This is a genomic window from Paenibacillus sp. S-12 (assembly GCF_030363895.1).
Classification (GTDB): Bacteria; Bacillota; Bacilli; order Paenibacillales; family Paenibacillaceae; genus Paenibacillus_B; species Paenibacillus_B alvei.
In genome coordinates this window covers 60,124-86,495 of sequence record NZ_JASIUF010000016.1, presented here as the reverse complement: position 1 = coordinate 86,495, position 26,372 = coordinate 60,124, and the positions used below count along the sequence as shown (strand labels likewise).

Sequence of the window (26,372 nt, the reverse complement as noted above, 5' to 3'; positions counted from 1 at the left end):
GGGAGTCTTCTTGGAAAATGAAACGAGAGAAGATTAATGCAATTAATTAACTATATATCTAATGTTGGAACGTTAAAGAGGCTGGTGCATTCCTTACGAGCAGGAGAGCAGCAGCCTTTTTATTTGTCCATTATTTTTTGTTACAAGAGCAGATGTCTTAGCTTATCATTCTGTTTCGAGCCATAGCTCTACAGGGCGTTTCACTTCTGCATGGAACGGCAGCTCGATCTTGCGGCCTAATCTGGCGGATGCATAAGCCGCATAGATGATTTCGAGTACGGCTCGCCCGTCCTCTCCTGTCACGCAAGGCTCCAAATCATTTTGCACGCATGCAATGAAATGCTTCAGCTCCTGTGGATATCCTTGATTAAATGCTTCTTCATAGATCGTAAATGACCACCCCTGCGTGGAGCCAGCCTTCTCCATCGCATAGTCATATCCATGCTCACTGTAGGTCAGCGCAGAGTTGCCTTGAAACAAGTCTGCATAGCTAACCCCTTTCGTACCATATACCTCTATGTTGTCCGTCATGCCGCCAGGTTTCGCCCAGCTATCCTCTGCTATGGCCGTAACGCCATTCTCGAACTCCACTATCGTGATCGCATTATCTTCTCCCTTCGTTATCGCTCCATGCCGTACCGTAGACATTGTTGCATATACGCTTTTCACTTTGGCTCCGCCCAGCATCCAGCGGAACCACTGCAGTGCATGGCAGCCCAGATCCATGAGTACGCCGCCGCCTGATTGCTCGATATCATAGAACCAGTCGCTGTGCGGCCCCGAATGCTTTTCTGTTTGCTTCAGCATATAAACATCACCAACAGCGCCCAACTCAACCAGCTTGCGTACCCGCTCGAATTTCGGCGCGAAGCACAGTTCCTCCGCATACATAAGCTTTACCCCAGCGCTTCGGCAGGCATCGATCATATCATCGGCTTCTTCCAGGGTGACGCAGAGCGGCTTCTCCACAATGACATGCTTGCCGGCCTTTGCGGCTGAAATGCATGCGCGATGGTGAAGGAAATTCGGCAGACAAATATCGACCACATCACATTCGGAATGCGATAATAGTTCAGCTATAGCTGTATACACCTGCGGAATTCCATGCCGAGCTGCGAAGGCCTCTCCTTTTTCACGATTTCGGGCATATACAGCAACAACCTCTGCTTCTGGAACGAATCGAGCATAGGATTCCATATGTATATCTGCCACGAAGCCCGCTCCGAAAATCGCTACTTTTACTTTTGTACGATTCATTTTGTTCATCTCCTTTCTAATGTAGCACCTTGCTGATGTGCAGCAGGTGCTGCTTCTTTCGACTTGAATAGCAGCAAGAACAACAGCGCTACGACGAGCGCAGCTCCAGCTGGATACAACCAGAATCCCTTCCATTGCTCGAGCGCCGCCGCTCCGTTGGTCGTCACGGTCTGATTGAACAGGCTTCCGGCAATGAGCGAACCGAAGTAGATTCCGATGCCCTGGGTGAAGAGGAGCAACAAGCTTTGCGCTTGGCCTTTTACTTCGTCGCCTGCTTGCTGCTCTGCATAAATAAAACCGGTTACAAAGAAAAAGTCATAACAAATGCCGTGAAGGGCAATGCCTATTATCATGAGCGGTGCAAGCTGATCAGGCGCGCCGAAGGCAAACAGTACGTATCTGAGTGTCCAAGCAAGCATGCCTATCAAAAGCATCACTTTGATGCCGAAACGGAGAAAAAAGAAGGGAATGAGCAGCATGAAGGCGATCTCTGACATTTGGCCAATTGTCATGACACTGCCCACATTGGCGAATCCAGCGGCCTCTAAAAATGGGGAAGCGAATGAATAGTAGGCGGCCAGCGGGATGCAGATCAACATGGAACAGACGATAAAGATACAGTAGCTGCGATCCTTCAGCATATAGAGTGCATCCAGGCAAAGCAGATCGCGGGCAGACAAAGGCTTCCCTTTAACAGGTGCGGGTGTGTGAGGCAGTGTAAAGCTAAATACGCCCTGAAGCACGGAAGCGATGGCGGAAATATAGAAGATGACGGAGCTGTCCGAATAGCCCAGTTGTCCAATTAAAATGCCTGCGACAATCCAGCCGATTGTGCCGAACACGCGGATCATAGGGAACGTCTTCGCAGCATCCGCAATATGGTGAAAAGCTACATTGTTGCTTAACGCGAGAGTGGGCATATAACACAGCATATACAAAAATAATATCCACAGCAGCGTCGTTCCGCTGCCAGCTTCGACTTGCTTGCCAACTACCCAGAGAAGCAGGCCTCCAACGCAATGAAGGAGCCCCATTACTTGTTCCGAGGCGAAAAAGCGGTCAACAATCATGCCAAGAAAGAATGGAGCAATAATGGATGCAATCGCACCAACGGAGTAAGCGGTTCCAATAATGGACGACAAGCCGTATTTGCTGAGCGCGAGGCCCGCGGTTGCGTACCATGCTCCCCACACAAAAAACTGCATGAACATCATGACGGATAAGCGTGGAATGACAAGCCTTTGCTGCATGTGTATCCTCCTCAACATGGTTTTCAAAGGATGAATGTCTAGGCTGTAACGCTATTAATATTCATATTCAGCATCATTGTCTACTAGGCTTGAAACGTATAACTTAGCTTTGTAGGGGAGATAGCTGCAGTGTTGGACGCTGGCAGCAGCTTGTTATGAAGCAAAAAAAGATAAAAAATAAAAATACGAAATTTTAGGAAATTTACGATTGACAATTTGTAAGCGCATACAATAAACTATCTCCAACAAGACTTTGTTAATAATTTTAACTAACTTAGATGGGAGGGGGAGGGCTTTTTGATTGGCAGGGGCCAAACGGGAAACGCAAAATTGGTGAAGCATATTAACCGTGAGGGAATTCTTCATCAATTGCGAGATAACCCTCGAGTATCGCGAGCCGATTTGGCGAAGTTAACGGAATTAAGCCGGCCATGCGTATCCGCACTAGTGGATGAAATGATTATGGAAGGCTTGATCAGCGAAGTCGGCTACGGCGAATCGAAGGGCGGCAGAAAGCCGATTCTTCTGGAATATAACTTCGATGCATATGGTGTCATCGGCGCGGTATTTGAAGGCAGCACTTTGCAATTGGCGATTGCGAACTTAAAGGGGGAAATGCTCGTTTCGCGCACGACGAACTTACAGCATTCCATGAATGGCGAGACGGCAATTCAGAGCATTCGGCGGGGCCTAGACACACTGCTTGCCGCAAGCGGCTTTCCGAAGGAGCGTCTGCTTGGAATGGGACTTGGTCTGCCGGGAATTACCCAACGTACTGCCGGAACCGTCAGCTACGCCCCCAGTACAGGCTGGATGGGACTTCCGGTGCAGAAGGAGATCGAGGAAGCGCTGGGTCTGCCTGTTGTCATTGAGAATGACGTAAACTTGATGACACTGGGTGAATTTCATAAGGGGATCGGCGTAGGTCATTCCAATCTCATCTACATGTATGCAGGTACGGGAATCGGCGCTGGCATGATTATTGACGGACAGCTATATCGAGGAGCTAATGAGGCAAGCGGCGAGATTGGATACATGATGATCGGGCCCATTGGCAATCAAGTCAAAGGCGAGTATGGCGTGTTCGAGCGCAATTATTCGGTAAGGGCGATCTACGATAAAGCTATTAAGCTTCTCCCTTCTATGGAGACAGGAACAAGCATCATCAAGCAGATTGTTGATTTGTCCAATCAAGGAAACGAAGCAGCCCAATTGTTATTCGATGATGTCTGCCGGCATTGGACATATGGGATTGCGAATGTAACAAGTGTGATGGATCCGGCGCTGCTTATCTTAAGCGGTGAAATGCTGCATATTGGGGACGAAGGCATTCGCAAAATGCAACATTGGCTGAATGAATGGGTTCCTTCTGTTCCGATCATGAAGATGGCATTGCTTGGCGATCAGGCCGGCTTGATCGGGGCTATTCATTGCACGCTGGAGGCTTTCCCCTCTACGGCCAAATTTCAAAGATAAATGATGCGATATTTCCCGCACATATTGCTTTATGACATAGCTGGCTTCAGAATTTGTAAGAATCACACCTATCACATTGACATCAAGTCAACTCTACTTCTATTGCAGAAATCCAACTTAGATGGATGCACTACTCACAAATGCAACTCTCCCTTTTATCAACGTAGAACGACTACTCATTTGATCGATATTCTACTTAGTCACTTTACCACCTTACGCATCTTACATATTTTACACATACACACACTTCGCATTTACTCACACCGACACTCATCATAGAGAAAAAGCAGATCATCCCTGTATTCCTGCAACAGCAAGGCGAATTCAATCGTGATTTTTTATGGTGAAAAGGGATTGCCCGCAAGACGAATAACAAGCACACATGGCTGTTTAGTTGGATGAATTCAGGCTATTGTATTGTGCATTCGCATAGCTTTTATCCATATTGCTTAGATTCATTTCGTCCATTGAAGATGAATTCATTCGATACAGTGCGAAACCAGAATCAAAAAAATGAATGGTAGGGGGAACGTCATGAAACATTCGAAGGGGAACGCAAAAACTTGGTTGATGAGCTCTGTGCTTGTCCTTGCAATGCTGGCACTTACGGCTTGCGGCGGCGGTTCCGGGACTGCATCTGAAGGCGGACAACAAGCGGGGGAAAAAGCATCATCAGGCAAAGAAAAGCTGGTTATCTACACAGCGAGAGACAAAAACGTCGTTGATGAAATTATCCCGAAGTTCGAAGCGAAATACCCGGATATGGAAGTAGAAGTGCTCACGATGGGTGCGCAGCAAATCTTGGAGCGCGTACGTGGGGAAAAGGCGAACCCGCAGGCGGATTTCTGGTGGGGCGGTACGCAATCGGCGCTGATGACCGCAGCAGGTGAAGACCTGCTGGAAAGCGTGAAGCCAAGCTTCGCTGACAGCATTCCTGCTTTGTACAAGGACAGCCAGGATCGCTGGTATGGAGAGATGCTGCTGCCTGAGGTCATTATGTACAATTCCCATGCCTTGAAAAAAGAAGACGCCCCAAAAGACTGGGACGATTTGCTCGATCCAAAATACAAGGACAAAATCATCATTCGCGGGGTGCTTGCCTCCGGCACGATGAGAACGATTTATTCGTCGATGATTTATAAGCAGGATGCCAATGACCCGGCGAAAGGCTTTGACTGGCTGAAGAAGCTGGATGCCAATACGAAGGAGTACGCTCAAGATCCGACTAATCTGTATTTGAAGTTGGCTCGCGAGGAAGGCACCCTGTCACTGTGGAACCTGCAGGACATTATGATTCAGAAGGAATTGCAGAATCAGCCGTTTGATTTTATTTATCCGGCTAGCGGAGCGCCAATTTTGGTTGACGGCGTCGGTGTGGTGAAGGGGGCCAAGAATAAAGAGGCAGCTATGAAGTTCTATGAATTCCTTTTTGACTCTAAATTGCGGGTAGAGCTGGCTGAGAAGTTGTTCCAGATTCCAACGCGTACAGATATCAGCAAGGATACGCTTCCTGCTTGGCTGAAGGGCTTGGAATTGAAGCCGCTTGACATGGATTGGGCGGTAATGGCGCAGAAGGAAAAAGAATGGATGCAGCATTGGGACGAGAACATCAAGGGCAAAGGTTCAAAATAAAGTGTTCAGGCGGAGGATGGGCCCTTCGCCTGACCTTGATCAGTTTACCGACAGGAGGGAGCCAGCTTGATAGAGGTTGCACTAGAGCATGTAAGTAAGCAATTCGGGAACGTTAAGGGAGTTACGGACGTGAATATCCGAATTCAGCCGGGGGAATTTTTTACTTTCCTCGGACCGAGCGGCTGTGGCAAAACGACAACACTGCGCATGATTGCAGGATTTTATTTTCCGAGCGAGGGGCGAATCGCATTTGGCAATCAGGATGTGACAACGGTTCCGCCGAATAAGCGCAATACAGGAATGGTATTTCAAAATTACGCTTTATTTCCGCACATGACTGTGTTTGAAAATATCGCATTTGGCCTTCAGGTGCGAAAGGTTCCAAAATCAGAAGTCGTGGAGCGCGTGGAACGCGCGCAGCGGCAGGTTCATTTGGAGGGCTACGGCAATCGCCGCAGCGACCAATTGTCCGGTGGACAGCAGCAGCGTGTTGCCTTGGCGCGAGCGCTGGTCATAGAACCGCAAATTTTGCTTCTTGATGAGCCGCTGTCCAATCTGGATGCGAAGCTCCGTGAAGAAACGAGAATCGAAATTAAGAGACTGCAATTAGAATTGGGGATCACGACTATCTACGTCACTCATGATCAGGCCGAGGCAATGGCAATGTCTGATCGCATTATGGTGATGCAGGGCGGGGTTGTGCAGCAGATAGGCAGTCCTGAAGAAATATATAATCGGCCGGTTAACCGATTCGTTGCCTCCTTTATTGGGGAGTCCAATCTGTGGGAAGGTACGGTAGAGCAGATTGAAAATGATGAGGCGGTCGTTCGCGTAGCACCCGGGCTGAGCTTGAGAGGGCTCGCAGCGAATGTATCTCCAGACTGCACGTTGGAAGCAGGCAGGCAGGTGACATTGTCGATTCGCCCAGAATCGATCCGCGAGGCGCGGCAAGATGACATCGGCGACAACATCGTAACGGGCAATGTGGTTATATCTGAATTCACTGGTGTTAGCGTGAACTATGTATCGCAGGTGGCGGATCAGCAGCTGAAGGCGATGTTCGTCAATCAAGGGCATCGGGTTCGCGGGCGTGGCGAAGCCATCTCCCTGCTCATTCCGAAAGAAAGCATTTACTTCTTAGGATAGAGAGGGGATGAATGATGATAACGAACACACCTAACGCGCCTCGTCCATCCAAGCCAAGAGTGGGCGTACTCCGCCGATCGGGCCCGATTACGCAATCGCCGTATTTTGTATATGTACTCGTAGCGCCGCTCTTTCTTGTTCTCTTGGCATATGTCGTCTATCCGCTATTTCAAACATTTGTACAAAGTATTCAAGTCGAGGACGCATTTTCGCTGGCGAACTACACGAGATTTTTCAGTCTGGAGCATACGTCTAATTTGGAAGCATTGTGGACCAGCATTTATATTTCGGTGTTAAGTGTGATTACGTGCGCGATTGTGGGTGTATCGATGGCATTTTTGCTGGAGCGGTATGAGTTTCCCGGCAGGAAGGTGCTGGCTGTGCTTGTGCTCGTTCCGATGGCGCTGCCGCCGCTTGTCGGCGTATTGTCATTTACGTTCTTATATGGGGAGAGCGGGATCATTCCGCGCGCACTTAAGGAACTGCTGCATCTCGACCAAGTTCCTTTCTATTTGAAAGGGATTTGGGGCGTGCTGGTGGTACATACGTTTACAATGTACACCTATTTTTACATGACGGCTTCATCTGCAATTCGAGGGCTCGATCCTTCGCTCGAAGAAGCGGCAGCAAGTCTTGGCGCTGGGAGATTGTATATTTGGCGGCGAGTAATCCTGCCGATGCTCACGCCGGCACTCGTTGCGTCATCGCTCCTTGTGTTCATGATCGCTATGGCATCATATACAGCGCCGCTCATTTTCGGCATTGAACGAACGATGACGATGCAGATTTATTTGTCCCGAACGAACGGCAATTTGGATATGGCTGCTGCGCAGTCGACGATTCTTTCCGTTGTTTCCATCGTATTTCTGCTTGTCATGCGTTGGTATCAAGGATTGCGCAACTACCAGAACATGAGCAAGGGCATCAGTGTTCACCGTACTGAGGTGAAGAGTGCATTCGGCAAGTACATGGCGATGATTTTATCGATTATTGGTGTCATCATTTTGCTGCTTCCGATCTTTGTGCTGGTGCTGATCTCTTTATCAACGAATGGCACATGGACGACGCAAATATTACCGCCAGAATACACATTTGAGCATTATATGAAGCTGTTCACGGACAGTAAAACATGGAGACCAATAGCGAACAGCTTCCAGATGAGCTTCGTGGCGACGATTGGAAACGTCATTTTTGGCGTCGCGGCTGCATATGCGATGGTTCGCTTAAGGTTTAAAGGAAAGACGCTGCTGGATGTCTTGATTATGCTGCCATGGGCACTACCGGGTACCGTCGTCGCGGTCAACCTGATTGCGGCCTTTAGCGAGCCTACTGTATTCAGCTTTAATCAAGTCCTGATCGGAAGCTTCTGGATTTTGCCGCTGGCGTATTTCGTGCGTCACTTGCCGCTTGTGTTCCGTTCGACTTCGGCAATCTTGGTGCAAATGGATGCATCTGTCGAGGAAGCGGCGCGCAACTTGGGCGCATCGTGGTGGTACAGCTTCCGGAGAGTCGTGTTCCCAATGGCATTAAGCGGCATCTTGGCGGGAACGCTGCTCGCTTTCGTTCAGGGGATTGGGGAATTCGTTTCTTCCATCTTGCTCTTTACTGCCAAGAGCACGCCGCTTTCGGTCGAAATTTTCCAACGGATGTATTCATTCGAATTCGGCACGGCTTGTGCCTATGGTGTTCTGCAAATTACATTGATCATCATTGTGCTGTTCGTATCCCGCAAAATAACGGGCGACAACACGGCTATATAATCGATGGTCATTGCGTGGGAACCGCCTAGGGGTTCACTTTCCACGTTATGATATACAGCTGGGAAATGGCCATTTCCAGCAGAATAACTATTCCACCATTCGAGGAGGGATTTGATGATCAAAGGTAAGTCGGCCTCAACGTTCTGTTCCATCGTATTAAGCGTTGTATTGGGAAGCAGTGTGCTGCTGTCCACGCAAGCCGAGACCGTATCAGCGGATCGGGGGATTGTTGATTTATGGAAGTCGATCAAGCCGCTGACGACGATCGCAAGTGCGATGAACACGGGAGCTCACCCTGATGATGAGCACAGCGCGACCTTGGCGTACCTTTCCCTGGGAAGAGGAATCAATACGTCAAGTGTGATCGCTGTCAGAGGGGAAGGGGGACAGAACGAGATTGGAAGTGAGCTTGAACAGGGTCTTGGGGTTATACGAACTCGGGAACTGCAGGAGGCATCCAAGATCACGAATGTGACATTGGGAATGCTCGGCGAGCAACTGAATGATCCAATCTTCGACTTCGGGTTCTCGAAGAGTGTAGAGGAAACGCTGGAGAAATGGGGGGAATCAGTTGCGTACGAGCGCTTAATTCGCAAAATACGCGAGCTTCGCCCAGATGTCATCATTCCTGCATTCTTGAATGAAAACTCTACACATGGTCATCATCGGACGATTAACGTGCTTACGGTGCGTGCGTTCAAGGATGCAGCAAATCCTGACGTATATCCTGAGCATCTGAAGCAGGGGCTTCAGCCGTGGCAGATCAAGAAGCTGTATTTGCCTGCTAACGACAAGGATTATACCGTAAGAGCCCCAATTGGGGAGTACAACAACATCTATGGGGCCTCTTACCTGCAGCTCGGGGAAGAGTCGCGCTTCATGCACAAGAGCCAAGGAATGGGAAGGGTGTATGACGAGGGGGCCTCTCAAGGGGATAGCTACTATAAGCTCGATTTGAGCACGGTGAAGACGAAGGAAAAGGAGCAAGATTTCTTCGACGGCATCGCATTTACCTTTGCAGATTTGGCGAAGGAAATTAGCTTGAAGAGCAAGGACAATCAAATTGCGAAGGATTTGCAAGCTCTACAGCAGGATGCAGACAGGATTGTGGCGGCTTACCCAAGCTTCGCCAACGTCTTGAAGGAAGTCCACGGCATGAAGGCAGACGTGCAGACTGCGCTTGCTGATGTCAAGAAATCAAGCTTGGATGCAGTGACGAAGGAGGATTTGCTCCACCGCCTTCATGTGAAGGAAGAGCAGTTGAACAAGGCGAGTATGGAAGCGGCATCTGTTGTGGTGAAGGTTAAGCCAGATGCCAACGAACTTGTAGCTGGCCAGACGACGAAGGTCGTCGTCACAGCATTTAATGGCGGTTCTACCCAGTTGAACAGCTTAAAGCTCAGTTTGAACGTGCCCGCAGGCTGGACAGCAACGCCAGTCGGAACGACCAGCGTAGGGAAGCTTGGCTATAATGAGACAGCTTCAGCTGTATTCGAGGTCAAGGTTCCGGCAGATGCTCCATTATTCAAACCATACGAGGCTTCAGTGTTCCAAGGGAAGGTTGATTATGAAGCGTATAAGACGGCAACAACCTTGGAGGCAACACCGCAAAATGCAGTTGCGGTGCTGCCTCCATACTCAATGACACTCAGCCCAAGTGCTACGATTCTGAATACGCTGAAGCCGGGAGAGCCGATTCCTGTGAAAGTTACGGTACGCAATTATACGCCGGGTGCATCTAAGGCGACTGTCTCTCTAAATGTTCCAGCAGGCTGGACATCCGAGCCTGCCGCTGAGGAGCTAAGCTTTGCAGCGAAGGGAGAGACGAAGTCTGTTGCTTTCTCTGTTAAGGCAGCGTCGAATGTAAGACCAGGCAAGTTCACGGTTACAGCAACTGCAAAGAACGGCAATGTGCAGAGCATGCAAGGCACGCAGGTCATTCAATATCCGCATATCGGCAAGACCTATCTCGTGCAGCCCGCAGAGCTCCAAATTCAAGCCTTCGATTTGAAAACACCGGAGAAGTGGAAGGTAGGCTATGTATCCAGCGGCTTTGATAATATTGATCAATATTTGCGTCAAGTAGGCGTCAATGTGGTCAATTTGGATGCGAAGGATATTGAGTCGGGCGATCTCTCTCCATACAATGCGATTGTGCTTGGCATTCGCGCCTATGCCTTCCGTCCAGAGCTGATCCCGAGCAACCAGCGCTTATTGAATTATGTGAAAAATGGCGGAAATCTGGTCGTGCAATATCATAAGCCGGAGGATAAGTGGTCGCCGGATCTTGCACCGTACCCAATCAAGATCGGCTCGCCGCTCATTCAATGGCGGGTGACGGACGAGAATTCCAAGGTTACAACGCTTGCTTCGGAACATCCAATGTTCAGCGCTCCGAACAAAATCTCAGATCAGGATTGGAACAACTGGATTCAAGATCGTTCGGCCTATAATCCGTCGGAGTGGGGCAAGGAATACACGGAGCTTATATCCAATGGCGATCCGGGCGAGAAGGAATTTACAGGTACATTTCTGACCGCGAACTATGGCAAAGGTGTATATACGTACAGTTCACTCGTGTGGTATCGCGAGATTCCGGCACTGGTTCCGGGCTCTATTCGCATGTTTGTGAACATGATTAGTCAGCACCAGTAATCGTGGTTCTTCACGGATCACTGGAATCGGATAGTAAATTGTCTCATTGAGCTTTATCCATCAGGATATCGGCAGGGAGATCCCATGGGCCGGGGCTACACACGTACTACAATGGCTGGTACAACGGGAAGCGAAGCCGAGGCAGGGGTTCTCCCTGCACGATGCAGACGCAGAGGGGGAAGGAGCATATGGATGTAATATCGGAGTTCATGGGCCCATCACGAACGGTTGCAGAATCAGCAACTGGAGCCTATCCCGATGCCAGCTTCCTTCTGATCAACTAGTAGCAGATGGAAATTGTCGAATATACGCAGCGATGCGGACTGTTCAAAGGCCAGGCAGGAAGAGGACATGGCGGGCCGTATGAAATGTCTGCCGTGAAGGCGCTGCATCCGGAGATGGTAACCGTGAAGGAGTCGGACTTGGAATTAGATTCATGTCCTCCTTTATCTTCACTGCCTTATGTATTGGTAAAAGGAACCCCTCAAGGCTGGGATGGATATACCAGAAATATACATCAATGCTCTTTAGAGTCAGGCCAGCTTATTGCAGAAGAGGCTAACCGAAATATGAACCTGCTCATACGAGAGTGGCTCGATAGGAGAACTATGTTACAGATGAACAAGGAGGCTTATTAAGCGATGGGATACCGTGAGACATGGATGGAAACAGAAGGGACTGCTTTCCCGGGGAAAACATATACCGAGGTTGTGCTTGAACCAGCTTTTAATGAAGCGAAAGCTCACCTGCTTGATCCCATGATGGCGATCAATAAGGCGCATCTGATCATGCTGGAGAAGCAGCAGCTTATTACGCATGAGGAAGCGGAAGCCATTGCTCGGGCCATTCAGTCGATTGACCTCAAGGCGCTCCAGCAGACCAGCTATACGGGACAATTCGAGGATTTATTTTTTCAGGTAGAGCATCAATTGCTTGAACATGCAGGCGATATCGCGGGCAACCTGCATTTGGCTCGCAGCCGCAATGATATGGGAATTGCAATTTATCGAATGGTGTTGCGCGAGAAGCTGATCGTCACATTATCTTCCGCGCTGCAGCTTAATGAACAGCTTCTTTTGTTTGCTAAGGAGCATCAGGATACGCTCATGATCGGCTATACGCATACACAGCAGGCGCAGCCAACGACGCTTGCTCACTATTTCATGGCTGTTGTCGATTCGCTCAATCGCGACATTCGACGAATGATTGCGGCATACAAGAATTGCAACCGAAGCAGTATGGGAGCGGCGGCGCTTACGACATCAGGCTTTGCGATCAGCAGAGAGCAGATGATGGAGTTGCTCGCCTTCGATGAGCTCATCGATAATTCATACGATGCGATCGGAGGCGCCGACTATTTGGGTGAAGTAGCGACTAGTGTTCAACTGGCAGCGATTAATTTAGGCCGTGTCGTTCAAGATATGCTGCTGTGGTGTACGCAGGAGTTCAGTACGCTGAAGGTGGCTGCCCCTTACGTACAGATCAGCTCCATTATGCCGCAGAAGCGCAACCCGGTGTCGTTCGAGCATATGCGCGCATTGCTGTCAAGCTGCGTAGGGAATGCGAATACGGTGCTGACGATGATTCACAATACCCCGTTCGGAGACATCGTCGATACGGAAGACGATATGCAGCCTTATGTGTGGAGAAGCCTGGCGATTATGGATAAAATGTACCGGCTATTCGCTGCTGTTATCGGCACGATGGATGTGAATAAAGAGGTGCTGCGCGAACGGACACGGGGCAGCTTCGCAACGGTAACAGAGCTGGCGGATACGCTAGTTCGGACTGATGGATTGTCCTTCCGCAAGGCTCATCATATCGTGAGTGATGTCGTTCAGCATTCCGTGGCGCAGGGCTTGGCAGCCAATGAAATTACATTGTCGATGGTCAATGAAAGTGCTCGTCATCATATCGGACGGGATACTGCACTAACGGATGAGACACTGCGCGAAGCACTCGATCCAGATCATTTTGTAAATATACGCTCCTTGCCAGGCGGGCCGAGTCCGAAAGAGATCAGCCGTATGATCGAGCTTCGATGGAAGGATCATAGCGGTTATGCGAATTGGCTCGGTCAAGCGGAAGGAAGCATACAAGCAGCAATGATCCATCTGGATCAAGTCATCATGGAGTGGAGTGGTTCTTGATGGAGACATACCGCATTCCTCTGCTGGCGGTAGATGGCGGAGGAACGAAATGTCTGGTGAGGCTGCTGGATCGAGAAGGGACTGTTCTTGGACAGGGCAAGGGAGGATCCTCGAACTATCAGGGAGTTGGCGGGGACGAAGTCATTCGCGCGTTGTCTCATGGTATTGAAGCAGCACTGCATGATTACTGCCGCAGGCATGAATACAGAATGTCGTACGAGGCTGTTGCGATCGATTGTGCCGTATTCGCCCTAGCTGGTCTGGACACTGAGCATGATCGCCAAATCATAACAGGCCTTGTGCAGAGCGTATTGAATAAGCTGTCCCTTGAAGCGGATCACGTTATTGTGGAGAATGACGGCTATGCAGCTCTTCTTGGCGCGACAGGCGGTGAGCCCGGTGTATTGGTCATTGCCGGGACAGGCTCGATTATTTTTGGCGTCAATGACGATGGGCAGACCGCTAGGGCAGGCGGCTGGGGTCATCGCGTCGGAGACGAGGGAAGCGGATATTGGATCGGCAAGGAAGCGATACGAACCATTTTGAAATCGTATGACGGTAGAGAAACAAGCACAGGGCTCGGAGAATGGATTCTTTTGCATTTGGGGGTGAACAACGAGGAGGAGCTGTTTAATTGGACGTACAGCAAGGAATATTCCATTGACAAGGTAAGTGAACTAGCGGAAATTGTGAACCGAGCTGCGGTTGCAGGCAATCGGGAGGCATCACAAATCCTTGTAGCGGCAGCAGATGAGCTATTTCAAGGTGCAGCAGCGGTAATAAACCACTTGTCCTTGTTGAATACTCGGTTTACAATGGTTTTACAGGGCGGCGTCCTTCGACATGAAGGACACGTTCGCAATCGACTCATGCATAAGATAGAAGCATATGCGCCGAAGGTATCCTTTCACGAAGCAAGCAGGGAGCCCATTGATGGCGTAACAGCCATGGGAATTTCCTATTTGCAGAAGAAGATGCCTGCTCGGTCATAAGGAAGATAAGAACAGCAAGGGGCTGAAGGAACATGAAGAAAAGATGGCTATTCGTTTTCGCCCATCCCGACGATGAGACCTTCGCAGCGGGTGGGACGATTGCCAAGCTTAGCAGTACAGGGCATGAAGTATATTTGGCATGTGCCACATCGGGATGTAAGGGGAAATCAGGCGAATTCCATTTTTCTTCCCGTGAAGAGCTCGCCCGATTTCGAGAACAAGAGATGCGCAGTGCCTGCTCGATTTTAGGCGTGGCCGATATTGCACTGTATCGTTATCCTGACGGCGGATTACAGTCTCTCGATATAAATGAATTGGCGCAGCGCATTACATCGACGATTATCGAGCTGCAGCCGGATGCGATTGTGACCTTCCCGCCAGATGGAGTGACCGGACATCTCGATCATATAGCAATTTCCAAAGCAACGGTGATGGCAACACAGTTGGCGGAGGCCCATTTTCAGCAAAATAAGCAGCCGTCGCTATATTACACGTCAATCCCGCATTATTATGATTACTGCAAAGAATCGGGCCCGAAGGATAAGTGTCCAATCACGGCCAGAATCGATATTAGCGATTATCGCGAGCATAAGGGTAAGGCGCTTCAAGCATATCGAAGCCAGATTTACTCCGTGAATCGCGCCTACCCAGGCGTCATGGAGAACGATTATTCCGTCATTTGCAATTATGAATTTTATACGTTAGTCCGTGCGAACGGTCAGCCTAGACAGGAAAAGACAGCACTTCCGCTGGATGAGCTGCCGATGCTGGATTTGATGGACTAAAACTAGAAATACGCGAAGAATTTGATATCCCGTTACATTACCGTTCCGCAATAGATTACAAAATGAAAGAAGCTGGCGCCCTTGAGGTAGGGAAAGCCAGCTTTTTTACTGGGCTAAATAAACTTCCGTGACACCTTCTTGCCATCGTAGGTGAATACAACATGCTTGTCATCGACGGTCGTTTCTACGTGTACTGGCTTGCCCCACAGGGTAAACACATAAGGCAGCGTCCGCTCTACGTATTTTAAATCCAGCTCAACGCCTTCATATTGATGCATGAGATACAGCTCGCCGGAACGCTGGTAGTCTCCATCCTCAACTGTAATGTAGGGGAATCCCCCGTTGACGCGTGAATAGACGAGCTGATCACGAATATTTTCCCAGGACTTATCGGTTATTTTCCACTCTGGCCCCTTTTTCTCAAAGATGTACAGATCCAGTTCCTCGGTCAGCTTCTTCGTCAAATAATTGCGAAGGAACGATTGATCGGATTCGAGTTCACGCACCTCGAAGATTTTGGCGCGGCCTTGGCCGGGCTGACGGCCATACCGTTCCCGTTCTTCCTTGGTAGGATTATCCCATCGCTTCTCTATATCCTCGAACAGCTTGATTCCTAAATAATAAGGGTTCAGGCTATGGCGCGACGGCTGTACGACGGAGCTGTTCAGCTTTGCATACTCAATCGTTTCTTCGCTGCTTAAATCAAGTTCGCGGATAATACGCTGATGCCAATACGAAGCCCAGCCTTCGTTCATGATCTTTGTCTCGATTTGCGGCCAGAAGTAGAGCATTTCATCGCGCAGCATGGACATCATATCGCGCTGCCAATCCTCCAGAACGGGCGAGAACTGCTGGATGAACCAGATGATGTCCTTCTCCGGCTCTGGAGGGAAAGGGCGGTTCGCAAACTCATGGAGATTTGACTTGGATGATTTAGCAGCAGAGCCTCCATTGTCCAGCTCCCACAAGTCATCGTATCGGCCAGGCTTGCTTGGCTGTGCTTCTCGCAGCTCGCGCTGCTTCAGCTCCATATAACGCTCCTTATCGAGATTGCGCGGCTTGACGACATTCGGATCGATATGCTCCTGTATGCCGAGCACTGCGTCGATGAAGCTTTCCACCGCTTGCGTGCCATACTCCATCTCATATTGATTGATACGTTCAGCCGTAACGGACATACTCTCTACCATATTACGGTTTGTATTCGAGAAGCGGGCGTTATTTTTGAAAAAATCGCAGTGAGCGAGCACATGCGCCACAATCAACTTGTTTTGGATGAGTGAATTGCCTTCTAGCAGGAAGGCGTAACACGGATTAGAATTAATGACGAGCTCGTAGATTTTGCTTAGCCCGAAGTCATATTGCATCTTCATTTTATGGAAGGATTTACCGAAACTCCAGTGACTAAACCGGGTAGGCATGCCGTAAGCCCCAAATGTATAAACGATTTCGGCCGGGCAAATTTCATAGCGCATCGGATAGAAATCGAGTCCGAAGCCCTCGGCGATTTCGGTAATTTCGTCGATGGCATACTCTAATTCCTGCATGTTATTTGCACTCATGTACGGCTCCCTCCCGGCTGTTTTTTAAAAAAGTGCTTCAGCGCCCGGTACACCTCTCCCTTTTCCTTAATGACATAGTGCATAAAATGGGGCAGTTGAATATTGCGGTAGGCAGACATGAGGGTGCTGCTGCGGTTGTATTGATTTACTTCGCCGTAGCCGAACATGTTGGCTCTCTTTAGGATTTGGCCGATCAGCTTCACACAGCGCTCGTTATCGCTCGTTAGGTTGTCACCGTCAGAGAAATGGAATGGATAAATATTGTAGCTGGCAGGCGGAAAACGTGAATCGATGATCTCCAGCGCCTTCACATAAGCGGATGAGCAGATCGTGCCGCCGCTCTCGCCACGTGTGAAGAACTCCTCTTCGGTTACTTCCTTGGCTTCGGTATGGTGGGCAATGAATACCAATTCGACCTTCTCATACTGCTTGCGCAAGAAGCGCGTCATCCAGAAGAAGAAGCTGCGCGCACAATACTTTTCGAAGCTGCCCATGGAACCAGAGGTGTCCATCATCGCAATAATGACGGCACTCGATTGCGGCTTAATGATTTCCTCCCACGTCTTGTAGCGCAGGTCGTCAGGGCTGATGTGGTGAATGCCAGGCTTGCCGGTTAGGGCATTGCGCCGCAAATTTTCTAAAATCGTACGCTTCTTGTCTATGTTGGACATAATGCCCTTCTTACGGATGTCATTGAATCGAATATCGGTAACCTCGACCTGTTCTTTGTCTTTCTGCTGAAGATTAGGCAGCTCCAATTCGTCGAACAGCATGGTTTCCAAGTCTTCGATACTGATCTCAGCCTCAATAACATCCGCACCGGCCTGATCGCCAGCCTGCTTTCCCTTTCCTTGCCCTTGAGATGAACTGTCCGTGCCGAGCACATCTCCAACCTCACTGTCACCGTCTCCCTGACCGACATGCTTCTTCTTGTTGAAGTTATAGACGAATCGGAATTCGTCCAGACTGCGAATAGGAACTTTAATGATTTGCTTGCCATCGGACATGATAATGTTCTCTTCGGTAACAAGATCGGGCAGGTTTTGCTTTATCGCTTCACGCACCCTCTGTTGATGGCGCGCTTGATCTTGATAGCCTTTGCGATGGAGCGACCAGTCCTCGCGGGACACAATGAACGTCCGTTCATTCAATGGCTGACACCTCCTGTTGGACGTATTAACTAATGCCTGTGCTGCTAGTTATGATCAATATATTCACGGGTTGCCGGGATAATGAAACGAGTGCTGTGCCAGCAGCGCGATCTCAGCATGCAGAGTGTCGTATGCGTACGATATTTACAAATGAGGTAGACGAACAGGTTGTGATACAATACAAGGTACTTGACAACCTATTTCAGAGTAAGATGTAAATGAAGAAAAGGAGGGACATAGGATGACTGTTGGTTCAGAAGAAGAAGTACAAGGATTGAAGGAAATCGGCAAAATTGTAGCGTTGACTATACAAGAAATGAAGAAAAGTGCAAGACCAGGGATGACGACCAAGGAGTTGGATGAAATCGGCGGTGAAATTCTGGCCCGCCATGGGGCAGTGTCTGCACCAATGAAAGATTATAACTTTCCCGGACATTCGTGCATCAGTGTAAATACAGAAGTTGCGCATGGAATACCTGGCAAGCGGGTTCTAAAACCTGGGGATTTAGTGAACGTGGATGTATGCGCGAAGAAGAATGGATTTGTGGCCGATTCGGGACAATCGTTTCAACTTGCGCCTCTAGATACGAAAATTACTGCACTGTGCCGATATACGCAAGAAACGATGATGAAGGTCATTTCTTCATTGAAACACGGGGTGAAAATAAACACAATTGGGAAAATGTTTGAGAAGGCTGCTGAACAAGGAGGATATACGGTCATTCAAAATTTGTGCAGCCATGGCGTAGGCAGAGCGGTGCATGAAGAGCCAAGCATTCTTCCGATCTATAATCGACTTGATACGAGGATCTTGAAGGAAGGCATGGTCATTACGATTGAGCCATTTTTATCAACAGGTGCGGATTATGCAGTACAGCAGGCTGACGGCTGGACATTATGCACACCGGATGGAAGTATTGCCGCACAATTCGAGCATACGATTATTATTACGAAGCAAAAGCCTATTATTGTCACGGTTGCATAGCGCTTCGCACGAGACTTCGAACGATCCAGACTTGCTTCATGTATAGAAGCAGCTCTGGGTCGATTCAGCTTAGCTTCCTTAAAGCTTGCAGAGTAACGAAAAATCTACATTTATAAAAGTGGGAGAGAATGCTAGGTTTGACATGAAACCATTTGGTATCCTATAATCATAACACCAATACGAAACCATTTGGTTCCGTAATAATGTACTTATCGTTGGTACATGCTGACAATACAATGATGAACTGGAGGACTGACATCCATGACAAATCAAGCATCTCAATCTCCACAAGATATCCGCAAAACGATTACATTGAACGCACCGATCCAGAAGGTGTGGGACGCAGTTGCCACATCGGAAGGAATAGCTGCCTGGTTTATGCCAAATGATTTTCGGCCTGAGCTAGGTTATGAATTTCATTTGAATGCAGGGCCGTTCGGGAATTCACCATGCAAGGTGACAGAGCTAGACCCGCCAAATCGTTTGTCATTCCGTTGGGGCAAAGACTGGACGCTGACGTTTACCTTGGCCGAAATGAACGGGGTAACGGAATTTACCTTAATTCACTCTGGGTGGAGTCCAGAGGGAGTTACAGAGTTTGGCGAATCGCATGCGATCGTACGCGAGCGCATGAACAATGGATGGGACGGTCTGGTTCAGAAGCTGCGGTCCTACATTGAGGCGTAACATGGGAGCATCTGCACCGAAGCATGATGTCTTTCAGGCGATAGCAGACCCTACAAGGCGCAAGCTGCTGGAACTGCTCGCAGATAACGAGCTTCCAGTTACAGTCATAAGCGGGCATTTCCCCATGACTCGAACTGCAGTGTCCAAGCACTTGCGAATTCTTGCAGAAGCGGGACTTGTGAAGGATCGAAAGATCGGCAGAGAGGTCAGATACCGGCTCGATCCGGATCCGCTGTTGGAATTGAAGCGATGGCTGGCCTATTATGACCGTTATTGGGATAATAAGCTGTCCATGCTTCAGCATTATGTAGAGAGTATAGGGAATTCGGAACGGACTGAGGAGAGTGCCGGCTTGCAGGAACTGATTAATAACAGCAATAGTAACAGTAACAATCGCAGTGACAGCGAGAAATAAACCGTGATGTAGCTGTTTACTAAAAGTTTCGACCAGTCAGTACAAGTAAGTACAACTTCGCAATCCGCCAATCCGCAGCAATCTGCTATAAGCAGGGCGTTGCGGATTTTTTTATATTGAACGGGAATGTCTATATGATGTCCACCTTCTTTCTCACCTTGCCAAACAGACTAAAATGATCTAACAAAAATTTGAAAAACAACCGATAAATAAGTAAATAGTTCTGAAGAGGACGTACATGTGAATTGTGCCGACAGCGCATCTGTAGATCACGATGGATCGAGGAATTGCCGTATGGACAACCCTTGTCCATACCTATGTTATCAATGTCATATGATGTGTTCCTCCAAATCGATATGATTACCTCATATATATAATGAAGCGAAATGTTGAGGTCGATCAAAATGACAAAACATCACCAACCACAGGAAAGCATGCCCCTGCCTCCAGTGCCGCATACAGCGCACGATAGCACCGAAGGGCCGAGAATACGGAGAGAAAAGCGGACTGTTCTATTGATGATTCGCATATATTGTCGTAATCATCATTTATCAGAAATGTCTCATTATGAAAATGGAGATCATGGGCATTGCAGTTTATGCCCCAACTGCAATGAATTGCTCGCCTATGCATGGAAGCGACTTACTCATTGCCGATTCGGTGAGAGCAAGACGACTTGTGAGCGTTGTACCGTGCATTGCTACAAGCCAGATAAGCGTGACGCCATTCAGCGTGTCATGCGTGAAGTAGGACCCAAAATGCTGTATAAACATCCGATTGTTGCTCTCCGGCATGCATGGGATCATTTCCGCCCATCTAAAAGAGGAAAATAAAACCACAGGCTGAGAACGCCTTGTCCTACTTGAATTGTTAGTGGAAAAACCACAGTAATTCAGATAATATAGTAACGTATCTAATATAGTTAAAAATTGCCGAAATGTGGCATGAAGGGGCGAACATCATGTTGCGACGCTATACAATTATAGGAAGTATAAATATGCTTTTATCTGTCGCTCTTGGGGCATTTGGGGCGCATGTCATGAAGGGGCTGCTGACGCCGGAGCGGATGGCGACTTTCGAGACAGCTGTTCAATACCATATGGCGCACGCGCTTGGATTGCTTTTTATTGCAATATTGGCAGATAAACTGGCTGATCAGAAAAAGGCTGCATGGTCAGCAAGGCTGATATTTATCGGTATCATTGTGTTCTCTGGCAGCTTGTATCTGCTTTGCTTTACGGGGATCAAAGTGCTAGGAGCGATTACACCGATTGGAGGAGTTGCATTCATCGCTGGTTGGTTGATGCTTGCTCTTGCTGCACGTCGATGATCGTTCGTATTGACTTCAACGCTGGAAGGAAGATACTTAGTGAGTGACCGTAAGGTACAGAATGAACGGCAATTGCAGAAGCGGGATCGCTCAATTCGATGTGCTTTAATTGTAATGGCTGTCTCTTTAATTACGGCAATCGTATGTACAGGGTTGGCTTTGCTTCAGCTGGAAGGAACGGCGCGATTGTGGATGCTTGTGCTATTAACAGCGATGCTTGGATATGCTGCAGCTGCGAAGCTTAAATCTTCTTACGACCAGGGGCTCAAACAGGCACATCATCCTTCAGATGCAAAGATTGCGCCGGATTCCTCCGAGCAGCCAACTTGGAAGTCTTATTACGATCATCTGCCTGTTCCGATGCTATTTGTTCGCCAAAATGGAGAGGTTGAGGGGATGAACCCTTCCTTTCAAGAGGTGACTGGATTTGATGTGCCACCCCGCTCGATTAGTCAATGGATGGAGGAACGGGATTGTACGAAGCTCCTTCGGGCAATGCCTCAGGCGATGAGCGGGCAAGAAGTGGAACTGGAAGTTGTTAGTTGTTCTAAGGATGGATTTCCTCAGGACTGGGTCATTCAAATGGCTCAGCTGCCTTTATTGTCACATTACTCCGAGCAGGATGTGATCTTTTCAGTAAGCCTTCGAGATCCAAGTCCGAATCGATATATGGAAGAACGCATTCGTTACATGGCTTATTATGATGATATGACAGGTTTACCGAATCGGCGCATGTTCATGCAGCGGTTGGAGGAAGCACTTGAAATGGCCGCTTATGCCTCATTTTCCGTTGCAGTGCTATACATGGATCTTGATAGGTTTAAGCGCATTAACGATACTTTTGGCACGGACTTCGGCGATATGCTTCTTATGCAAATTGCGGATAGATTGCTCAGGTCGATGACAGAAAACGATGTCATTGCCCGGATGGAGGGCGATGAATTCATCTGCTTCATGACGAATGCAGGCTCTGAGGACGAAGTAACTGAACGTATTCGTCTACTATTATCGGTGTTGGAGGAGCCGTTCGAATTGAACGATATCCCCGTTCACGTTACGATGAGCATTGGCGTGAAGCTTATCCATGAAGATATGCGCATTCATGATGCAGGTCTTGCCGTTCAGCAGGCGGATTATGCCTTGTCCCGGGTAAAGGAACTGGGGAAGAACGGATACCTTTTTTTCGTTCCAGGCATGAACGATCGTCCGCTTGAGCGCATTACATTAGAGCATGACATGCGCAAGGCACTCACAAGAGGCGAATTCGAGCTCTATTACCAGCCGCAGGTAGATATGTCTACTTGCCGCATTGTAGGGATGGAAGCTCTTGTACGCTGGAACCATCCTGAGCGTGGGCTTATTCCTCCGGGGGAATTTATTCCCTTGGCCGAGGAGAACGGCTTCATCGTATCACTAGGAACTTGGATCATGGAAGAAGCCTGCAGACAAAATAAGAAGTGGCAGGACAAAGGGCTTGAACGTATTCCAGTATCCGTCAATCTGTCGGTTAGACAATTTGAAATGAACAACTTAACGGAGACGGTTCAGGATGTACTGCGGCGCACCGGTTTGGAGCCGCAATATTTAGATTTGGAAATTACAGAAAGCATGACAATGGAAGTGTCTCGTGCATCTCAAACATTGCGTAAATTGAAGGATATGGGTGTGGCAATCAGTATTGATGATTTCGGGACGGGTTATAGTTCTCTTCACTATTTGAAAAATTTCCCGATTCATCGTTTGAAAATTGATCGATCCTTCGTCCGTGATTTGCAGCAGGATCCGAATGACGCTGCAATTGTATCCGCAATTATTGCCTTAGGGCACAATATGAACATGCAAGTGATTGCTGAGGGAGTAGAGACGAAGGAACAGCTGGTATTTTTACAAAATAACAACTGCGACAATATACAGGGCTATTATTTCAGTCCTCCATTGCCGCGAAGTAGCTTTGAATCGCTATTCCGCAAACATTCGCAGCATGCTGGGAACAGTACAATGCTGAATACATAAGTGAATCAACGAGAAATGCAACAGCCGCAATGGGAGTCGACTGATCTGACTTCATTGCGGCTGTTGTGCATTCATGAGCTATAGAATTAGGGCTGCATGTCTTCTATTTCATTCAGATTAAAAGCGTATACCTGCTTTTCATCGACATGGTATACGTTCAGCAGCTGATTCGAGGCGTCATAATTGAGGATTCGGCAGGGGAGACTCATCGTTATGCCTTTTCCTTTGTTAATGCGCAAGCGCAGTAAGCAATTCTGATCGATGTAGTTCCGAAGCTGCTTTTCAACATCCTGCAGGCGGGCATCATCGGCTTGTTGCTTGTTAGTCTGATTAGGTTCATTGGCTGCGTTTTGTAATGCTTTGTCCGCTGTGGACCCGGAGCCTGTTGCATTTTTCTTGCTATGAGTCCGAGCTGCGGGGCTGTCCATCCGAGTATCAACAGTCGTGGAACTGGCCTGAGCTGCATGCGTCTGAGTCAGTTTGTCAAACGGTGATTGCTTCATATTATGCTGCTGCATAGCTTCGGCAAGCTCCAACAAAGAACCGAGCTCACTCCCAGATTGGACACGAGCATCCAGAATGTCAGGGTGCTGCTGCAGCAGTTGCAGCAAAGCTTCTAGCGCAGCCACGTTGGATTCGCCTTGTACAAGGATGTCTACATTGAACTTGAAGACGGATCGTTGAGATGAAGTAGGATAAAGCATGATCTGTAATTCCTCCAACCTGGACATTTTGCCTAGATGATTACATTATAATACGGGAGAAATTCCGACAAATATAGTTCATTAGTACTAAATATTGATTCTCGACTCAATCGTTCCAAAAATACGGTAAATGCATAAGATGATACCATCCTGTTATGACAATAAGGAGGCATTTGGAGTGATACGGTTAATACCCATGCATATTGGCGAACAAACCGTGTTGGGCGTAGAAGTATTGTTGCCCAAAACGACACTATTGTCTATCTCTACAGATAAGGGGTACATCATGTGCGGGGCGCTTGATGTAGAGTTGTTGAATACGAAGCTGCAAGATCGAGGGATTATTGCAGGGCGCGCCGTTGGTGTGCGAACACTAGAGCAACTGCTCGAAGCTCCGCTTGAATCCATTACCCATGAAGCGGGAAATTTGGGCATATTTGTAGGCATGAAAGGCCGCGATGCGCTGCAACTGATGTTCTAATCTACATCTAAAACAAGGGTATGATCTATGCGCTAGGGACACATAATATTGGAGAATTTTCAATTTTGCGTGTATGAAGTGTCATAGCTGATTGGAAGAGCTTGCGTTACACTAATGGCCTCAAGTCCTTATGGGACGCCGTGTTGCGATGATTCATTTCACGTGGACACGGGTACATATATAGTAGCCGAGCAGTATCTGTTGGTAAGGAAAAGATACAAGTTTCACCAGAAAATATTACCAAACAGGTTTGTGTAAGAAAGGCTTGAAAAATAGTTAATATTACTTTAGAATTATTATCAATAAGAAATTGATATCAATTAGGAGGCGTATCGATTATGGCAAATAACGAAAAACTTCAATCTCTGTTGAATCAACAAGTGGCAAACTTGAATGTATTGTATGTGAAGCTTCATAACTACCACTGGTATGTAAAAGGTCCATTGTTCTTCACCCTGCATGAGAAATTCGAAGAATTCTATAATGAAATTACAGCGAAGATGGATGATGTAGCTGAGCGCTTGCTTACAATTGGAGGCAGACCATACGCAACAGTGAAGCAATATTTGGAGCATACAACACTGCAAGAAGCGACAGGCAATGAAACAGGAGAAGAAATGGTAAAGCAGCTTATTAAAGACTTCAATCAATTGATTGCAGAATGCGGCGTAGCTCAAGAAGCGGCGCAAGCTGCTGGGGACGAGCCTACAAATGATTTATTCATCGGCATTCAATCCGATCTTGAAAAGCATGTATGGATGTTGAATGCACTTCTTGGGTAAGCAAGGCTGCATAATATAAATGACTAACCTTGATGAGAAACATATAAGCGCATCCTGAGAAGGGTGCGCTTTTTACTGAAATTATATATAAAATTGGCAGGCGATGTGACTCTAGCAGATTGCGCGCTTTTGTAACGAATAAAGGAGTTATTTGGCGAAAGATAGAGGCAGCATGGGTGGGGCGCTGGTTGATTTATACAAATGATTGTTTTAAAATTATATTGAGAATCAATGATAATCATTTTATAATGATTACAATGTGATAAATCTTATAGCGTGGATAAAGATTTATTGTTCTTTCAGTATACATCTTTTCTACAAATCCATCAATCTGGAGGTTACAACACAATGTCAACTCAATTCGTCATTAATGGTTTAAAGGCGACCATTGAAGGTAAAGAGATTCTGAAAGGAATCAATCTGGAAATGAAGGGTGGCGAGGTACATGCTATCATGGGTCCTAACGGAACTGGTAAAAGTACACTCGCTTCTGCTTTGATGGGCCATCCTAAATATGAAGTAACAGAAGGTTCTGCTACAATTAACGGAGAAGATTTGCTTGAGATGGAAGTTGACGAGCGCGCTCGTGCGGGTCTGTTCCTTGCGATGCAATACCCAAGCGAAATCGCAGGTGTAACGAACTCCGACTTCTTGCGCAGCGCAATCAATGCTCGCCGCGGTGAAGGCAACGAAATCTCCTTGATCAAGTTCATTCGTCAAATGGAAGGCAAGATGAAAGAACTGGAGATGAATGAAGAATTCGCTCATCGCTACCTGAACGAAGGCTTCTCCGGCGGGGAGAAGAAGCGTAACGAAATCTTGCAAATGATGATGCTGGAACCGAAAATCGTAGTCTTGGACGAAATCGACTCCGGTTTGGATATCGACGCATTGAAAATCGTTGCAAATGGTGTAAATGCTATGCGTAGCGAAGATCGCGGATTCTTGGTTATTACGCACTATCAACGTTTGCTGAACTATGTGAAGCCTGACTTCGTACACGTTATGATGCAAGGTCGTATCGTGAAATCCGGCGGTCCTGAACTGGCTGAGCGCCTTGAGGCCGAAGGTTACGACTGGGTGAAGGAAGAACTCGGCATTACAGACGAAACAGTTGGACAAGGCGAGTAATTCATTCTAGCAAACGATTGACAGGAGG

General features: G+C 47.9%; 23 protein-coding genes. 18 read left to right on the top strand and 5 right to left on the bottom strand.

What is annotated here, in order from left to right; translation table 11 throughout:
• Positions 1-165 precede the first annotated feature (165 nt).
• Positions 166-1,257 (bottom strand): Gfo/Idh/MocA family protein, encoded by a 1,092-nt coding sequence (locus NO352_RS15820; RefSeq protein WP_268621734.1) that lies wholly within the window; start codon positions 1,255-1,257, stop codon positions 166-168.
• 5 nt (positions 1,258-1,262) lie between these two features.
• A complete protein-coding gene (locus tag NO352_RS15815) occupies positions 1,263-2,507 on the bottom strand; it encodes an MFS transporter (RefSeq protein WP_289356095.1) in 1,245 nt (414 codons plus the stop codon).
• Positions 2,508-2,804: 297 nt separating this feature from the next.
• Here NO352_RS15815 and NO352_RS15810 point away from each other — a divergent pair, with 297 nt between their 5' ends.
• The 9 genes from NO352_RS15810 to NO352_RS15770 all read left to right on the top strand — a co-directional run bounded on the left by NO352_RS15810 (position 2,805) and on the right by NO352_RS15770 (position 15,103).
• Positions 2,805-3,983, top strand: a complete 1,179-nt coding sequence (locus NO352_RS15810) for an ROK family transcriptional regulator (protein ID WP_268621738.1) — start codon at positions 2,805-2,807, stop codon at positions 3,981-3,983.
• Between the two features lie 534 nt (positions 3,984-4,517).
• Positions 4,518-5,615 (top strand): extracellular solute-binding protein, encoded by a 1,098-nt coding sequence (locus NO352_RS15805; protein WP_005551430.1) that lies wholly within the window; start codon positions 4,518-4,520, stop codon positions 5,613-5,615.
• A gap of 66 nt (positions 5,616-5,681) precedes the next feature.
• Entirely contained in the window at positions 5,682-6,761 is a 1,080-nt protein-coding gene (locus NO352_RS15800; RefSeq protein ID WP_289356094.1) for an ABC transporter ATP-binding protein, read from the top strand.
• A gap of 14 nt (positions 6,762-6,775) precedes the next feature.
• Positions 6,776-8,521 (top strand): ABC transporter permease, encoded by a 1,746-nt coding sequence (locus NO352_RS15795; protein WP_051135237.1) that lies wholly within the window; start codon positions 6,776-6,778, stop codon positions 8,519-8,521.
• A 114-nt stretch (positions 8,522-8,635) separates the two neighbouring features.
• The gene (locus NO352_RS15790) at positions 8,636-11,176 is read left to right on the top strand and encodes an NEW3 domain-containing protein (protein WP_289356093.1); all 2,541 of its coding nucleotides are present in this window, start codon (positions 8,636-8,638) and stop codon (positions 11,174-11,176) included.
• Between the two features lie 290 nt (positions 11,177-11,466).
• Entirely contained in the window at positions 11,467-11,814 is a 348-nt protein-coding gene (locus NO352_RS15785) for a hypothetical protein (RefSeq protein WP_289356092.1), read from the top strand.
• A 3-nt stretch (positions 11,815-11,817) separates the two neighbouring features.
• The gene (gene argH, locus NO352_RS15780) at positions 11,818-13,326 is read left to right on the top strand and encodes an argininosuccinate lyase (RefSeq protein WP_289356091.1); all 1,509 of its coding nucleotides are present in this window, start codon (positions 11,818-11,820) and stop codon (positions 13,324-13,326) included.
• Complete coding sequence (locus tag NO352_RS15775) at positions 13,326-14,318, top strand: N-acetylglucosamine kinase (RefSeq protein ID WP_289356181.1); 993 nt, start codon at positions 13,326-13,328, stop codon at positions 14,316-14,318. The genes argH and NO352_RS15775 overlap by 1 nt, the downstream gene beginning before the upstream one ends.
• A gap of 32 nt (positions 14,319-14,350) precedes the next feature.
• Positions 14,351-15,103, top strand: a complete 753-nt coding sequence (locus tag NO352_RS15770) for a PIG-L deacetylase family protein (RefSeq protein WP_289356090.1) — start codon at positions 14,351-14,353, stop codon at positions 15,101-15,103.
• A 113-nt stretch (positions 15,104-15,216) separates the two neighbouring features.
• Here the strand turns inward: NO352_RS15770 and NO352_RS15765 are convergent, their stop codons facing one another.
• Together NO352_RS15765 and yhbH are read right to left on the bottom strand one after the other, a co-directional pair.
• Positions 15,217-16,665 carry a SpoVR family protein gene (locus tag NO352_RS15765; protein ID WP_289356089.1) on the bottom strand — a complete coding sequence of 483 codons (1,449 nt, stop codon included), beginning with the start codon at positions 16,663-16,665 and terminating at the stop codon, positions 15,217-15,219.
• Entirely contained in the window at positions 16,662-17,816 is a 1,155-nt protein-coding gene (yhbH, locus tag NO352_RS15760; protein ID WP_005551281.1) for a sporulation protein YhbH, read from the bottom strand. Before yhbH ends, NO352_RS15765 begins: the two co-directional genes overlap by 4 nt.
• Positions 17,817-18,057: 241 nt before the next feature.
• Between yhbH and map the strand changes: the two genes are divergently transcribed.
• From map to NO352_RS15730, 6 genes are all read left to right on the top strand, one after another.
• The gene (gene map, locus NO352_RS15755) at positions 18,058-18,801 is read left to right on the top strand and encodes a type I methionyl aminopeptidase (RefSeq protein ID WP_005551280.1); all 744 of its coding nucleotides are present in this window, start codon (positions 18,058-18,060) and stop codon (positions 18,799-18,801) included.
• Positions 18,802-19,062: 261 nt separating this feature from the next.
• The gene (locus NO352_RS15750) at positions 19,063-19,488 is read left to right on the top strand and encodes an SRPBCC family protein (RefSeq protein WP_289356087.1); all 426 of its coding nucleotides are present in this window, start codon (positions 19,063-19,065) and stop codon (positions 19,486-19,488) included.
• Between the two features lies 1 nt (position 19,489).
• Positions 19,490-19,903: an ArsR/SmtB family transcription factor gene (locus tag NO352_RS15745; protein WP_005551278.1), complete on the top strand. Its 414-nt coding sequence runs from the start codon at positions 19,490-19,492 to the stop codon at positions 19,901-19,903.
• Positions 19,904-20,289: 386 nt separating this feature from the next.
• Complete coding sequence (locus tag NO352_RS15740; protein ID WP_326100960.1) at positions 20,290-20,736, top strand: nitrous oxide-stimulated promoter family protein; 447 nt, start codon at positions 20,290-20,292, stop codon at positions 20,734-20,736.
• Between the two features lie 128 nt (positions 20,737-20,864).
• On the top strand, positions 20,865-21,233 hold the full coding sequence (locus NO352_RS15735; protein ID WP_040737014.1) for a DUF423 domain-containing protein: 369 nt from the start codon (positions 20,865-20,867) through the stop codon (positions 21,231-21,233).
• Between the two features lie 39 nt (positions 21,234-21,272).
• Positions 21,273-23,246, top strand: a complete 1,974-nt coding sequence (locus NO352_RS15730) for a putative bifunctional diguanylate cyclase/phosphodiesterase (RefSeq protein ID WP_262866877.1) — start codon at positions 21,273-21,275, stop codon at positions 23,244-23,246.
• 86 nt (positions 23,247-23,332) lie between these two features.
• On the opposite strand, the gene NO352_RS15725 is transcribed toward NO352_RS15730, so the two are convergent.
• Complete coding sequence (locus tag NO352_RS15725; RefSeq protein WP_289356085.1) at positions 23,333-23,950, bottom strand: hypothetical protein; 618 nt, start codon at positions 23,948-23,950, stop codon at positions 23,333-23,335.
• 178 nt (positions 23,951-24,128) lie between these two features.
• On the opposite strand from NO352_RS15725, the gene NO352_RS15720 reads away from it, so the two are divergent.
• The 3 genes from NO352_RS15720 (at position 24,129) to sufC (ending at position 26,344) form a co-directional block, all read left to right on the top strand.
• The gene (locus NO352_RS15720; RefSeq protein ID WP_005551272.1) at positions 24,129-24,431 is read left to right on the top strand and encodes a YunC family protein; all 303 of its coding nucleotides are present in this window, start codon (positions 24,129-24,131) and stop codon (positions 24,429-24,431) included.
• Positions 24,432-24,769: 338 nt separating this feature from the next.
• Entirely contained in the window at positions 24,770-25,213 is a 444-nt protein-coding gene (locus NO352_RS15715; protein ID WP_005551270.1) for a Dps family protein, read from the top strand.
• A 348-nt stretch (positions 25,214-25,561) separates the two neighbouring features.
• Entirely contained in the window at positions 25,562-26,344 is a 783-nt protein-coding gene (gene sufC, locus NO352_RS15710) for a Fe-S cluster assembly ATPase SufC (RefSeq protein ID WP_005551268.1), read from the top strand.
• Positions 26,345-26,372 lie beyond the last annotated feature (28 nt).